Source organism: Reyranella massiliensis 521 (assembly GCF_000312425.1).
Lineage (GTDB): Bacteria > Pseudomonadota > Alphaproteobacteria > Reyranellales > Reyranellaceae > Reyranella > Reyranella massiliensis.
The window spans coordinates 2,557,437-2,570,788 of the sequence record NZ_HE997181.1; the positions used below are offsets into that span (position 1 = coordinate 2,557,437).

15 protein-coding genes are annotated in these 13,352 nt (G+C 65.6%); 6 read left to right on the forward strand and 9 right to left on the reverse strand.

Features of this window, described 5'->3' with window-relative positions:
- Position 1: 1 nt before the first annotated feature.
- The 3 genes from BN60_RS12570 to BN60_RS12580 all read right to left on the reverse strand — a co-directional run bounded on the left by BN60_RS12570 (position 2) and on the right by BN60_RS12580 (position 2,930).
- Positions 2 to 1,213 carry an acetyl-CoA C-acetyltransferase gene (locus BN60_RS12570; RefSeq protein ID WP_020696411.1) on the reverse strand — a complete coding sequence of 404 codons (1,212 nt, stop codon included), beginning with the start codon at positions 1,211 to 1,213 and terminating at the stop codon, positions 2 to 4.
- A gap of 82 nt (positions 1,214 to 1,295) precedes the next feature.
- Entirely contained in the window at positions 1,296 to 2,435 is a 1,140-nt protein-coding gene (locus BN60_RS12575; RefSeq protein ID WP_020696412.1) for an acyl-CoA dehydrogenase family protein, read from the reverse strand.
- Between the two features lie 111 nt (positions 2,436 to 2,546).
- Positions 2,547 to 2,930, reverse strand: coding sequence for a hypothetical protein (locus BN60_RS12580; protein WP_043285479.1), 384 nt, complete (start codon positions 2,928 to 2,930; stop codon positions 2,547 to 2,549).
- Positions 2,931 to 3,022: 92 nt separating this feature from the next.
- Here BN60_RS12580 and BN60_RS12585 point away from each other — a divergent pair, with 92 nt between their 5' ends.
- Positions 3,023 to 3,574, forward strand: coding sequence for a TetR/AcrR family transcriptional regulator (locus BN60_RS12585; protein ID WP_043285481.1), 552 nt, complete (start codon positions 3,023 to 3,025; stop codon positions 3,572 to 3,574).
- An 85-nt stretch (positions 3,575 to 3,659) separates the two neighbouring features.
- Here the strand turns inward: BN60_RS12585 and BN60_RS12590 are convergent, their stop codons facing one another.
- A complete protein-coding gene (locus tag BN60_RS12590; protein WP_020696415.1) occupies positions 3,660 to 3,962 on the reverse strand; it encodes a hypothetical protein in 303 nt (100 codons plus the stop codon).
- 391 nt (positions 3,963 to 4,353) lie between these two features.
- Between BN60_RS12590 and BN60_RS12595 the strand changes: the two genes are divergently transcribed.
- Together BN60_RS12595 and BN60_RS12600 are read left to right on the forward strand one after the other, a co-directional pair.
- Positions 4,354 to 4,833 carry a GNAT family N-acetyltransferase gene (locus tag BN60_RS12595; RefSeq protein ID WP_020696416.1) on the forward strand — a complete coding sequence of 160 codons (480 nt, stop codon included), beginning with the start codon at positions 4,354 to 4,356 and terminating at the stop codon, positions 4,831 to 4,833.
- Positions 4,834 to 4,869: 36 nt separating this feature from the next.
- Positions 4,870 to 5,067 carry a hypothetical protein gene (locus BN60_RS12600; protein ID WP_020696417.1) on the forward strand — a complete coding sequence of 66 codons (198 nt, stop codon included), beginning with the start codon at positions 4,870 to 4,872 and terminating at the stop codon, positions 5,065 to 5,067.
- Here the strand turns inward: BN60_RS12600 and BN60_RS12605 are convergent.
- From BN60_RS12605 to BN60_RS12620, 4 genes are all read right to left on the reverse strand, one after another.
- Complete coding sequence (locus tag BN60_RS12605; protein WP_043283880.1) at positions 5,045 to 6,106, reverse strand: nucleotidyltransferase family protein; 1,062 nt, start codon at positions 6,104 to 6,106, stop codon at positions 5,045 to 5,047. The genes BN60_RS12600 and BN60_RS12605 overlap by 23 nt on opposite strands.
- Positions 6,107 to 6,227: 121 nt before the next feature.
- The gene (locus tag BN60_RS12610) at positions 6,228 to 7,742 is read right to left on the reverse strand and encodes a 3-hydroxyacyl-CoA dehydrogenase (RefSeq protein ID WP_043285484.1); all 1,515 of its coding nucleotides are present in this window, start codon (positions 7,740 to 7,742) and stop codon (positions 6,228 to 6,230) included.
- 140 nt (positions 7,743 to 7,882) lie between these two features.
- Positions 7,883 to 8,197, reverse strand: coding sequence for a GIY-YIG nuclease family protein (locus BN60_RS12615; protein WP_020696420.1), 315 nt, complete (start codon positions 8,195 to 8,197; stop codon positions 7,883 to 7,885).
- A gap of 117 nt (positions 8,198 to 8,314) precedes the next feature.
- Entirely contained in the window at positions 8,315 to 10,222 is a 1,908-nt protein-coding gene (locus BN60_RS12620) for a propionyl-CoA synthetase (RefSeq protein ID WP_020696421.1), read from the reverse strand.
- Between the two features lie 127 nt (positions 10,223 to 10,349).
- Between BN60_RS12620 and BN60_RS12625 the strand changes: the two genes are divergently transcribed.
- Both BN60_RS12625 and BN60_RS12630 read left to right on the forward strand, forming a co-directional pair.
- Positions 10,350 to 10,889, forward strand: coding sequence for a hypothetical protein (locus tag BN60_RS12625; protein ID WP_148283392.1), 540 nt, complete (start codon positions 10,350 to 10,352; stop codon positions 10,887 to 10,889).
- Positions 10,886 to 11,419 carry a hypothetical protein gene (locus BN60_RS12630; protein ID WP_020696423.1) on the forward strand — a complete coding sequence of 178 codons (534 nt, stop codon included), beginning with the start codon at positions 10,886 to 10,888 and terminating at the stop codon, positions 11,417 to 11,419. The genes BN60_RS12625 and BN60_RS12630 overlap by 4 nt, the downstream gene beginning before the upstream one ends.
- A gap of 80 nt (positions 11,420 to 11,499) precedes the next feature.
- Here BN60_RS12630 and BN60_RS12635 read toward each other — a convergent pair whose 3' ends face one another.
- Entirely contained in the window at positions 11,500 to 11,985 is a 486-nt protein-coding gene (locus tag BN60_RS12635) for a type VI secretion system-associated protein TagO (protein ID WP_020696424.1), read from the reverse strand.
- A 283-nt stretch (positions 11,986 to 12,268) separates the two neighbouring features.
- Between BN60_RS12635 and BN60_RS12640 the strand changes: the two genes are divergently transcribed.
- Positions 12,269 to 13,246 (forward strand): Bug family tripartite tricarboxylate transporter substrate binding protein, encoded by a 978-nt coding sequence (locus tag BN60_RS12640; protein WP_020696425.1) that lies wholly within the window; start codon positions 12,269 to 12,271, stop codon positions 13,244 to 13,246.
- Positions 13,247 to 13,352 lie beyond the last annotated feature (106 nt).

The window sequence follows — 13,352 nt, forward strand, 5'->3', positions numbered from 1 at the left end:
CTTACACGCGCTCGATGATGGTGGCGGTGCCCATGCCGCCGCCGACGCAGAGCGTGGCGAGGCCGGTCGAGAGGTTGCGGCGCTCCAGCTCGTCGAGGAGCGTGCCCAGGATCATCGCGCCGGTGGCGCCCAGCGGATGGCCCATGGCGATGGCGCCGCCGTTCACGTTGATCTTGTCGTGCGGCATCTTGAGGATCTGCATGTAGCGCAGCACGACCGACGCGAAGGCCTCGTTCAGCTCGAACAGGTCGATGTCCTTGACCGACATGCCGGCGCGCTTCAGCGCCTTCTCCGACGCCGGCGCCGGGCCGGTCAGCATGATCGCGGGCTCCGAGCCGATGGAAGCGAAGGAGCGGATGCGCGCGCGCGGCTTCAGCCCGGCCTTCTCGCCGAACTCCTTGCTGCCGAGCAAGATCGCGGCGGCGCCGTCGACGATGCCCGACGAATTGCCGGCGTGATGGACGTGGACGATCTTCTCGACCTCGGGATAGCGCTGCTGCGCCACCGCGTTGAAGCCCGGCATCATCTCGCCCTGCATCTTGAAGCTGGGCTCCAGCGCCGCCAGCGTCTGCATCGTCGTCTGCGGGCGCATCAGCTCGTCGTGAGCCAGCAGCTCGACGCCGTTCTGGTCCTTCACCGGCACGATGGACTTCTTGAAGTAGCCGGCGTCCCAGGCGGCCTTGGCGCGCTTCTGCGATTCGACGGCATAGGCGTCAACGTCGTCGCGGCTGATGCCGTACTTGGTGGCGATCAGGTCGGCCGAGACGCCCTGCGGCACGAAGTACATCGGGATCGACACGCCGGGATCGACCGCCCAGGCGCCGCCGTCGGAGCCCATGGGCACGCGGCTCATGCTCTCGACGCCGCCGCCGATGGCGGCCTGGCTCTGGCCGGACATGACCTGCGCCGCGGCCATGTTGGTGGCTTCGAGGCCCGAGGCGCAGAAGCGGTTGACCTGCACGCCCGAGACGGTCTCGGCGAAGCCCGCCATCACCGATGCCGTACGCGCGATGTCGGCACCCTGCTCGCCGATCGGCATGACGCAGCCCAGCACGATGTCGTCGACCAGGTGCGTGTCGAGCTTGTTGCGGTCGCGCACCGCCTGCAGGGCGGTGACGGCCAGACGCACCGGCGTCACTTCGTGCAGCGCTCCGTCCTTGCGGCCCTTGCCGCGCGGCGTGCGGACGGCGTCGTAGATATATGCGTCGGTCATGGCTTCTCTCCTTTTTTCACTCCCCTCCCCATTCAAATGGGGAGGTGCCCCGAAGGGGCGGAGGGGTCATGCCCCTTCCAAATTACAAAGTGCGGCCGATGAGTTCCTTCATGATCTCGTTGGTGCCGCCGTAGATCTTCTGCACGCGCGCGTCGGCGTAGAGGCGCGCGATGGGGAACTCCCACATGTAGCCGTAGCCGCCGTGGAACTGCAGGCACTCGTCGATCAGCTCGCACTGCAGGTCGGTGGTCCAGTACTTGGCCATCGCCGCGGTGGCGACGTCGAGTTCGCCCTTGAGGTGCTTGGCGATGCAGTCGTCGACGAAGACGCGCGCGATCTTGGCCTTGGTCTTGAGTTCCGCGAGCTTGAAGCGCGTGTTCTGGAAATCGATGATCGCCTTGCCGAAGGCCTTGCGCTCCTTGACGTAGGCCAGCGTGTGGTCGAGTGCGGCTTCCATCGCGGCGACCGCCTGGATGGCGATCACCAGCCGCTCCTGCGGCAGCTGCTGCATGAGCTGGATGAAGCCCATGCCCGGACCGCCCAGCAGGTGATCGGCCGGCACGCGCACATTGTCGAAGAACAGCTCCGACGTGTCCTGCGCCTTCATGCCGATCTTCTCGAGGTTGCGCCCGCGGGTGAACCCCTCGGCGCCGCGCTCGACGACGATCAGCGACGTGCCCTTGGCGCCGAGCTTGGGATCGGTCTTGGCGACGACGATCACGAGGTCCGCGAGCTGGCCGTTGGAGATGAAGGTCTTGGAGCCGTTGATGACCCAGTGGTTGCCGTCCATCACGGCGGTGGTCTTGACCGACTGCAGGTCGGAGCCGGTGCCGGGCTCGGTCATGGCGATGGCGGTGACGAGTTCGCCGCTACAGGCCTTGGAGATCCACTTCTTCTTCTGTTCCTCGCTGCCGTAGTGGAGCAGGTAGGGAACCACGATGTCGTTGTGCAGCGAGAAGGACGGCCCGGTCGCCAGCGCCCGGCCCTGCTCTTCGATGAGGATGGCGCTGTAGAGGAAGTCCGCGCCGGCGCCGCCATATTCCTCGGGCATGGTCATGCCCAGCAGCCCCTGCTCGCCCGCCTTGCGCCACAGCTCGCGCGGGACGATTCCCTCCTCCTCCCACTTCATGTGGAAGGGCATCACTTCCTTCTCGAAGAACCGCCGGCAGGTGTCGCGGAACATCTGGTGTTCGGGCGTGTAATGGGCGGCCAAAGCAGTCACGGACTCTTCCTCCTGAACTCTGTCTTCGTGTCCTTCTTATAGGGACATTGGGCCGTCAGTGGTCCACGCGCCAGCCTTCGGGATTTAGTTTACCTTTACGTAAACGTCAACCTATCTGACGGCCCCGAAGGCGATCAGAACCAGCGCCACGCCGTAGAGCACCCAGCCGGGATGGCGGCCGCGCGTGCCCCAGAGATTGCCGAGCGCGCCATAGAGATAGAGTCCGCCGACGATCAGGCTGGTGGCGAGCCGCGCCTGCGGGCCGAACCAGCCGGCCGCCGCGATCAGCGCCAGCCCGCCCGCGAACCAGCTCACCGTGCTGAAATGCAGCAGCAGCGGCACCAGCCGGCCCGTCGAGGCGGCCGCCCGCCCCTCCGCCTGGAGGAATGCACCCACGGGTCTCACCATGTAACGCTGCACGAGGACGCCGTGGATCACGGCCACGACGCTGCCGATGCCTCCTGCCGATACCAGCGCGATGTCCTGCCAGTTCATGACCATACACCCCCATGACCATACACCCCTGTATGGAGGAGACGCTGGCAGCTGCCGTGGCGCCGGTCAATACACCTGTGTATGGTCGGGCTGTGACAAACGACACCGCAAACGACGACCGCCTCGGCAAGTCGGACTGGATCGACCAGGGCCTGCGCACGCTTGCAGGCGGCGGCGCCGGCGCGCTGAAGGTCGGCGCCATGGCCGAGAAGCTGAACGTATCGCGCGGCAGTTTCTACTGGCACTTCGCCGACATCGCCGCGTTCAAGTCGGCGCTCCTGCGGAGCTGGCGGGAGCGGATGACCGATCGGGTCATTCGCGACGTCGCCGGCAAGGACGGGCCGGACCGTCTCGCCTATCTCCTGAAGCGCGCCTTCGCCGCGAGGCCGCGGCTCGACCGCGCGATAAGGACCTGGGCTACCGAAGACAAAAGCGTGGCGGTCATCGTCGCCGCCGTCGATGCCGAACGCATCGCCTATATCGCGAAGCTGCTCGTCGCGGCCGGCGTGGCCCGCAAGCGGGCGCTCGCGCGCGCGACCTTCCTCTACTGGGCCTATCTCGGCCAGGCCATCGTCATGGATCCGCGCCACGCCGCGATCCCGGCCCCGGCGCTCGACGATATCGGCGCACTGTTCGAAACGTAAAGACCTCGAAGTCACGGCGACAGGAACAAGAACAAGGACACGCCCTGCCCCTGCCGCCGTGTGTCGAGCGCCCCTTAGCTAAAAGCTAACGGTTGTTCGCGGTCTCGACGGCCGGGGGTACGGGAATCTGGGAGCGGTTGAGCGCGCTCTTGAGCTGCTTCACGCCCGCCGCGTATTCACCCTTGCGGCAATGTTCGATGCCCATGTCGGCGTCGAGCACCTTGCCGTAGGGAGACGTGCCGTTGTGCTTGGACCAGAGGCTGTAGAGCTGCTGGCAGCGCGCCATGTTTTCTTCCGACGCCTGCGCGAACGCACCGCTTGCACCGCCCATGACAATGGCAACGGCGGTGGCGCCGCCGGCGAAGGCCGAGAGAGTCTGCTTGAACATCTGAACGCATCCCTAAAGGAACAAGAGAGATGCGCTTGAGTTGGGAATCGACTCCGGCAGCGACGAACGAATTTATCTCCGAAACCACATGCGAAAAAGAAACGTTACGCCGAAGTGAGTAACACTCGCTCGCCGGATACATGCGGATTGGAACCGGACCGGCACGGGTCCGCTTGACCGGCGCATCCATCTGATTTCAGATGACGTCATGCTTTCGCGGCCTTCCCTCCTCTCGCAGCGACGCCGACGCACCCTCACGGTGCGGCGCGGCGAGCTGAACGTGCGAACAGGAAGGCCCGCGGGAAGATAGTTCCCCGCGCCGTTCGTCCGCAGCACCCCGCCACCGCGCCCGGTCGGCGGGTTTTTTGTGTCCGTATTCTGGAGAACAGCCATGATAAGCGATCCTTCCCTGGAGCCCCTGGCCGAGCTTCGGCCCGCCGAACCGCACGAGGCAGCGGCCATCGCCGGCATCGTGCGCGCGGCTTATGCGCGATGGGTGCCGGCAATCGGCCGCGAACCGCTGCCGATGCGCGTCGACTATGCGAAGGCGCTGCACGAGCATCGCTTCGACGTCGTCGTCGACGGCCGGACGATCGTCGGCGTGATCGAGACGATGCAACGCGAGGATCACATCTGGATCGAGAACGTCGCCGTCGCGCCGGAGGCCCAGGGCCGCGGCATCGGGCGGCGGCTGCTCGATCACGCCGAGCGCATCGCGATGGCGGCCGGCTGCTTCGAGGCCCGGCTCCTGACCAACGCCGCCTTCGAGGCCAATGTCGCGCTCTACCGCCGCCTGGGCTACGTCGTGGACCGCGAAGAAGAATTCCTGAACGGCATCACGGTCTACATGAGCAAGAAGCTCGCGCGATGAGCTATCGTTCCCGCTCCATATGGGAGAGGAAACGCCGTGCTCGTAGACCGCTATACCAAGATCGTCCTGACCGTGATCGCCGCCGCCCTGGTCGTCCAGACGGCCAAGGACCTCGTGTCGCCCGCCCTCGCCGACAACATAACGAAGGTCGACATCGTGAAGATCAATGGCCAGGGCCTCAAAAGCTGGGACGGCCCCGTCCCCCTGCCCGTCAGGATCGTCGGCGGCCGCTGAGCGGCTTTCCGATCACAGCCAGAGTCCGGTCACGGACTTTGGCGTCGAGATGGGCGAGGCTCGCCATCATGCTCTCTGACCATTTGTCGCCGCGATTCACAGCTTCCTGCCACACGTCGCGCAATTCTTCCGGCCGCACGTCGACGAGGCGATTGAGCAGCGCCTCCGCCTGAAGCAGGTCCTTGGCTTGCTTGGCCTTGCCAGGTCCGACGCGCCGGTGCGTCACGATGAGTTTGTGGACGGCGTATCGCTCGGGCGCCGGGACGCTGACGTAGATGCCGGCGCCATGGAGAACGACCGCCGGCTCGGGCTGGTGAATCAGGAAGTCCAGGAAGCGCAGTGGTTCCGCATCGGTGCCGAGAGCGGGGAGCCGTTTCGGCTTGTCGGTATCCTTGCCTTCGTTCGGTGTCAGAAAATCGACGCGTATGCCGTCGGCGGCACGATAGGTGACAGTGCGCTTGCGGTCGCTGAGGTGCGGCACCGGGCGAAAGCTCTCGTCGACCGCCCTCAGGACGTCGATCATCGGCGCCGTAGCGTCCTGCACGGCAATCGAAACATTGTTGAACTGAGCGATGTCGACATCCTGGGTCGCCGTCGACGCTGCGGGCAGACGTATCGCAAGGGAAGCCGGATATGTCTGGTAAGCCACCGTTCCGACGAGCACGCCACGCAGGCGGAACACACCAGCCTTCGCCAGGGCAGCGACGATTTCGCCGATCTTCGGCAAGGGCCGAGGGAGGCCAGCCGTACGGACGAGCGTGGAAATGAGAGAGCGCCTGGAGCGCTCTGCGGTACGCGCTTGCCGATGCTGTTCGATATACTCCAGAAGCTCCGGCGTTTCCGGCCCGGCGTATCGCTGCTTCTGCCCTTCCGAAGCCGGCAACTGGAAATACCAGTAGCGCTTGCCGGCAACTTCCTTCGCGACGAAGGTCCCGGCTTCCGGGAAAGCCTCGTTGAACGCATCCAGCGAACACTGCTCCAGCAGCTCGGCGTAGGTCGTCTGGAAGCTGAGCGACAAAGGTCTGGGAGCAGGCGGCATAGCCGTATTATACGTTATCTGCGGTTAACGTATAATACGGCTTCTCGCCATCCCGGCAAGGGACTTATACGTTATCTGCAGATAACGTATAAGTCCACCGACACTCCTGCACGACCGCGCCTTACTCCACCGTCGTGGCGCTGAGGCCCAGCATCGCGCGACGGCGCAGCCACTGGCTGGGGCGGTAGCGGTCGTCGCCGGTGATGGCCTGCGCCTGCACCAGGATCTCGTGGGTTTCCTTGACGCCCAGCCAGTCGGCCAGCGCCAGCGGCCCGCGCGGATAGTTGAGGCCAAGCGTCATCGCCGTATCGACGTCGGCGGCCGAAGCGATGCCGATCATCGCCATCTCGCAGCCGAGGTTGGCGATCATCGCGACCATGCGCTGGGCGATGAAGCCGGGCGAGTCCTTGATCAGGGTGATCTTGGCGCCGGACTTGGCGAGCAGCGCCGCCACCGAATCCCGCACCACCGGGTCGGCACCGGGCGCGGTCATGATGGTGAGGCGCTTGGTAATGTCGCCGGTGAGATCGACCGCGACGGTGCGCTTGGGATCGAGCCCCAGTTCGATGGCCGTCGTGGTGCAGTCCTTGCCGATGGGCGCCACCAGGATCGGGCTCTTGCCGTCGTCGGCGCCCAGCATCTTGGCGCCGTCGGCGTTGACCAGGCTCACGAGCTTCTGGTTGTGCGTGTCCATGATGACGACGCTCTTGGCGGCCTCGACCGACGGCAGGTGATCGCTGCCGGGATCGACCTTCGCGCCCTTGGCATCGTAGGCGTACCAGCCGCCGCCCGTCTTGCGGCCGAGCTTGCCCGCCGCATAGAGGCTCTCGTGATACGGGCTCGGCGTCATGCGCCGGTCGTGGAAGAAGCCCTCGTAGATGATCTTGCGCGCCGGGAAGTTCACGTCGATGCCGGTGAGGTCCATCAGCTCGAACGGGCCCATGCGGAAGCCGCAGCTCTCGCGCATCACCGTGTCGATCTGCGCCGGCGTGGCGCGGCCTTCCTGATAGATGCGCAGGCCTTCGGTGCCGATGGCCGTACCGCCGAGATTGACGAGGAAGCCCGGCGTGTCGCCCACGACCACCGGCACGCGGGTCTGGCGCTTGCCCAGCGCCACCATGGCGTCGACCACCCACTGCGCGGTGTCGGTGGTGCGGATCACCTCCACGAGCTTCATCAGCGGCACGGGATTGAAATAGTGCATGCCGCAGACGCGGTCGCGATGCTTCAGCGCGCGCGCGATCGAGGCGATGCGGATCGACGAGGTGTTGGAGGCGAGGATCGCCTCGGGCGCCAGCACGGCCTCCAGCTCGCCGAACAGCTTCTGCTTCACTTCGAGGTTCTCGAACACCGCTTCCACGACGACGTGGCAGCCCTTGAGGTCTTCGAGCTTCTCCGCGACGCCGAGATTGGCGTCGGCCTTGGCGAGATCGGCATCGGTCAGCCGGCCCTTGGCCACGAGGCCCTTCAGGGTCTCGACGATGGCGGCCTTGGCCTTCGCGGCCCCGCCCGGCGCTGCATCGAACATGATCGCCTTCATGCCGCCCTGCGCCGTCACCTGCGCAATGCCGCGCCCCATGGCACCGGTTCCGACCACGCCCACGGTGAGATCCGAGCGGTTGATATCGAGAGTCATCTTGCTGTCCTTCTTCACTACAAATTCACGTCGACGGCGGTCGGCTTCCTATAGCCCATATTGGCCGTCATTTCTGTCATCCTGAGCGCAGCGAAGGATCTCATGCCCGTGGCAACTGGCGATGAGGTCCTTCGCTACGCTCAGGACGACAGAGGGGAGATTCGCGTCTCTTCAGGCATCAGGTCTTCCCACTCCGGATTGGCCGCCCGGACCAGTTCGTTCTTGCGGATGCGCTTCCATCCCTTGAGCTGCTTCTCGCGGGCAATTGCTTCCTCGATCTGCTCGAACTCCTCGGTATAGACCAGACGGCGAACCTGATATTTCTTCGCGAACTCGCTGCCAAGGCCGTTCCTGTGCTCGAAAACGCGGCGGCCCAAATCGTTGGTGACGCCGACGTACATGGCGCTGAGCGAATGACTGACCAGGATGTAGACCCAGTAGCGGTGTTCTCTCATGGCTAACGCTCAGAGCGGCAGAGGGTTCTTGTCATCCTGAGCGCAGCGAAGGATCTCATGGCGGTGGCAAGCGGCGATGAGATCCTTCGCTGCGCTCAGGATGACAGAGAGAGACAGTCACCCCTTCGCTGCGAACCCCGCACCCTTCAATCCGTCCTTGATTTCGTCGAGGACTGCGGGGTCTTCGATGGTTGCCGGAAGCGTCCACGGCAAACTGTCTGCCATCTTCTGCATCGTGCCGCGCAGGATCTTGCCGGAGCGGGTCTTGGGGAGTCGCTGCACGACCAGCGCGCTCTTGAAGAAGGCGACGGGGCCGATGCGGTCGCGCACCATCTGGACGACCTCGCCCTTGATCTCCTCGTGCGGGCGGTTGACGCCGGCCTTCAGCACCAGGAAGCCCAGCGGCACCTGCCCCTTCAGCTCGTCGGCCACGCCGATCACCGCGCATTCGGCGACGTCGGTGTGGGCGCCCAGCACCTCCTCGATCTGGCCGGTCGAGAGGCGATGGCCCGCGACGTTGATCACGTCGTCGACGCGCGTCATCACCGAGACATAGCCATCGGCGTCGATGAAGCCTGCATCGCCGGTTTTGTAGTAGCCGGGGAACTCCGCCATGTAGCTCTGCCTGTAGCGCTCGTCGGCGTTCCAGAGCGTCGGGAAGGTGCCCGGCGGCAGCGGCAGCTTGCCCGCCAGCGCGCCGACTTCGCCCGCCTTCATCGGCTTGCCGTTCTCGTCCAGCACGTCGAGCTGCCAGCCCGGCGCCGGCATCGAGCACGAGCCCAGCTTCACCGGCATCGCCTCCACGCCCACGAAGTTGCCGCAGATCGCCCAGCCCGTTTCGGTCTGCCACCAGTGGTCGATCACCGGCACGCCCAGCATCTTCTGCGCCCACTCGACGGTCGGCGGATCGCCGCGCTCGCCCGCGAGGAACAGCGTGCGGAACTTCGAGAGGTCGTATTGCTTCAGCAGCTTGCCGTCGGGGTCCTCGCGCTTGATGGCGCGGAACGCCGTCGGCGCGGTGAACAGCGCCATCGCCTTGTGCTCGGAGATCACGCGCCAGAAGGCGCCGGCATCGGGCGTGCCCACCGGCTTGCCCTCGTAGAGGATCGTCGTCGCGCCGTGGATCAGCGGGCCGTAGACGATGTAGCTGTGGCCGACCACCCAGCCGATGTCCGAGGCGCACCAGTAGACCTCGCCGGGCTGCACGCCGTAGAGGTTCTTCATCGACCAGGACAGCGCCACGCAGTAGCCGCCGGTGTCGCGCACCACGCCCTTGGGCTGGCCGGTCGTGCCCGACGTATAGAGAATGTAGAGCGGATCGGTCGCCTTAACGGCCACGCAGCCGTGCGGCTTGGCGGCGGCCAGCGCCTCGTTCCAGTCGAGATCGCGGCCCTTCACCATCGTCGCCTCGGCCTGCGGCCGCTGCAGCAGGATCACCCGCGGCACCTTGTGCGCGGCCTGCTCGATCGCCTCGTCGACCATCGGCTTGTAGTGCACGATGCGGTTGGGCTCGATACCGCACGAGGCCGTCAGGATCAGCCTGGGCGCGCAATCGTCGATGCGGCTCGCCAGCTCCTTGGCGGCGAAACCGCCGAACACGACGGAATGCACCGCCCCCAGCCGCGCGCAGGCCAGCATCGCCATCACCGCCTCGGGGATCATCGGCATGTAGAGGATGACGCGGTCGCCCTTGCCCACGCCTTGCGCGGCGATCATGCCCGCGATCCCCGCCACCCGGTCGCGCATCTCGCGATAGGTGAAGTGCGTTTTCGTGCCGGTGAGCGGCGAGTCGTAGATCAGCGCCGTCTGGTCTGCGCGCCCACCCTCCACGTGACGGTCCAGCGCATTATGGCAGGCGTTCAGCTCGCCGCCTTCGAACCAGCGGTAGAAGGGCGGATTGGCGCCGTCGAGCACCTTGTCCCAGCGCCGCGACCAGTCGATCGTCGCCGCCTGCTCGGCCCAGAAACCTTCGGGATCGCTCAGCGAGCGCGCATGCACCGCACGATACTTGTCCCCGACCGCCATGGTGTTTTCCTCCCCTGCCGGAAGCAGGTTTTCATTCCGTGTCGAGGCAGGCTTAACCCCGGCCATGGACCGCTGCAATCCGGATGTGGAACTATGCCGCTGCAAGGCGAGGCCGGGGGGAGATCCGATGCGTCGACGTTTCGTGGGGTGGTGCGTGGGCAGGCTTGGCATGGCAGCAGCGCTGCTGTTTGGCAGCGTGGGAGCCGGCGCACAGACCTGGACAGAGTATCGCCCCGCGGGCGGCGGCTTCCGGGTCGAGATGCCGGGGACGCCGCAGATCGAGACCTCCAAAATCGAAATCGACGGCGGGCGTGTCGCCACGCAGAGGCGAGCATCCGTTCGCCTGCCCAAGACCGACTACACTGTCGCATACATGGACTACCCACCGGACATCGGCCACCGCATGCCGCCGGAAAGGCTGCTCGAACGTGTGCGCGACAACATTGCCCGCCACGGCGAGCTGCGGAGCGATGCCGCCCTCACCATCGGCGGCGCGCCTGCCCGCGAATTCGTCGTTGCCACGGGGGACAACGTCACGATCGTCATGCGCACGGTCTGGTTCACGAACCGTCTTTTCCAGATTACGGTTATGGGCTCCGGTTCGGGTGTCGGCGCCACGCCCGCTTCCCGTCGCTTCCTCGATTCCTTCGCGCTCGTGAAGCCATGATCCGACTCGTTGCGATGCTCTTCTCGACAGCAATGTTGCTGCTCGCCGGCGCGGCCGCCGTCGCGCAGACCTACAACCCGACGCGCTGGATCGAATACAAGCCCAACGGCGGCCGCTATCGCGTCGAGATGCCCGCAATCCCGAAAGCCACGACCGTGCCCGTGCCGACCGGCGCCGGCACCAGCGTGCCCATGACGGAGGCCACTGCCGTGGTCGACCGCGTGGTCTACGTCGCCTCCTATGTCGACTATCCCGCCAGCGTGACCAAGAACGCCGCGGCCGACGTGATCCTGACGCAGGTCCGCAACGGCTCCGCCGCCGGCAACACCTGGCGCGACGAGAAGAAGCTCCAGCTCGGCCGCTCGGAAGGCCGCGAGTACACGGTCGTGCAGGCCGGCGGCAACGTCTCCATCACCCGCATCTACTGGGTCCGCGGCCGCCTCTACCAGCTCGTCGTCGAAGGCAAACCCGGCGTCGAACAGGCAGCCGACACGAGGCGGTTCCTGGAGTCGTTCAACCTGGTGCAGTGAGTGGTCGAGCGTGCAATCGATTGCACCGACAAGGTAGTAGACGGCGAACGAACCGATGATCGGCCGCCGTCAACGGCGGTTCACCCCCACTTGCACAGCTTTGCCAAGGGTTCGAATGCCTCTTTGGCTCCGGCAATCGGGAATGTCAGCCTGGATGGTGCCAAATGCCGAGGATGGATGACCATGCGAAGCAGCGCCTTGTCGTAGAGCGATTTCAGGAACGGAATACCGGCCCCACGCCATAGGCCTATGCAGCCGTCTCCCTTGCACACACCCCAAGTGGCCTTTTGCACAGGGCCGCCATTCAAGGTGTACTCCATCGTCACGTTGTCTCCGCCGACATAGAACGGTTTGCTTGCGATGATGATGCGGGTCTCGTTCTCGGCGCAAAAGACGTTGAGTTCCGCTTTCCGCTTGCCGTACTGACCGTCGATCTCTCCGCTCGCGGTCACCCCGACACCGGTATTCCCTCGCAGATGGTCGCTAACATTGAATGGAGACCATTGCGCCGCTGCATTCGACGACAAACCTACGGCCAGCAACAGCGCCGCTACCAGAACCCGCATACGCTCCCCCTGTTTTCATTCACTCAGGCGATCACGCATCGGGACAGCATTTGTCCCTTGTCACGCGACCACCTCGCACTTTGGTTGAATGATAACATGGCCGGCAACCATCGAAATGGCAAAGTCACTTGTCGTCCAAGACAACAGGCGAAGGCGGCGACTTGCGAGGATGTCGCTTCGCCGAGGCCGGACATGCGGCATTGAGGGTGGACGGCGCGTGGCCCATCGACGTTCAATCCTCGCACGACCGGGGCATACCTCGGCGTTGAGAAGGAGGAAACGCATGACCATCGGCCGCCGTACCGCGACGCTCGCTGCCCTCGGCTCGCTCGCCGCCCTCGCCGCGCCAGCCGCCCGTGCACAGCAGGCGTGGCCCGCCAAGCCGATCCGTCTCATCGTGCCCTATGGGCCGGGCGGCTCGGCGGATCAGGTGGCGCGGCTCTATGCCGAGAAGATGAGCGGCGTCCTCGGCCAGCAGATCATCGTCGAGGACAAGCCCGGCGCGTCGGGCGGCGTCGGCGCGCAGATGGTGGCGACCAGCCCGCCCGACGGCTACACGCTGCTGCTCGCACCGACAGCCGTGCTGGCGATCACGCCCTTCGCACGCAAGGTGCCGTACAATCCCGACGATCTCGTCGCGGTGTCGCGGCTCTCCACGCCGATCCTCGTCGTCACGCTCACCAACGCGCTCGGCGTCAAGACATGGGCCGAGTTCGTGGCGCTCGCCAAACAGAATCCCGGCAAGTTCTGGTTCGGCTCCTCGGGCCTCGGCACGATCACGCATCTCACCGGCGAGGTGCTGACGCGCGCCGCCGGCATCCAGATGCAGCACTCGCCCTACAAGACCATCGTCGACGCCACCGGCGACGTGTTCGACGGCCGCATCCAGATGGTCTTCGATCCCTCCTTCATGCCCTATGCCAAGGCCGGCAAGGTGCGCGCCGTGATCGTCGACGGCCCGGTACGGCTGGCCGACCTGCCCGACACGCCCACGGCCGCCGAAGCCGGGCTCGACCTCAAGGGCTTCCGCGCGCGCAGCTGGTTCGGCCTGTTCGCGCCCAAGGGCACGCCGGAGCCGGTGCTGAAGCGGCTGTCCGACGCCGCCGGCCAGACCGCCGCCCTGCCCGAGATCAGGGAGAAGCTGCTGATGGTGGCGCAGAACGTCGAGCACCAGCCCTACGACAAGTACGCCGTCCAGGTGCGGGACGACCAGGCCTACTTCGCGAAGCTCCTGAAGGAGCTGGACATCAAGCTGGAGTGAGCTGGGACTCAAATCCCTCCCCATTTCAAATGGGGAGGTGCCCGCGTCTTCGCGGGCGGAGGGGTCAAAGCCGCGGGAGGGGTCATGACCCCTCCGCCTCGTAGGA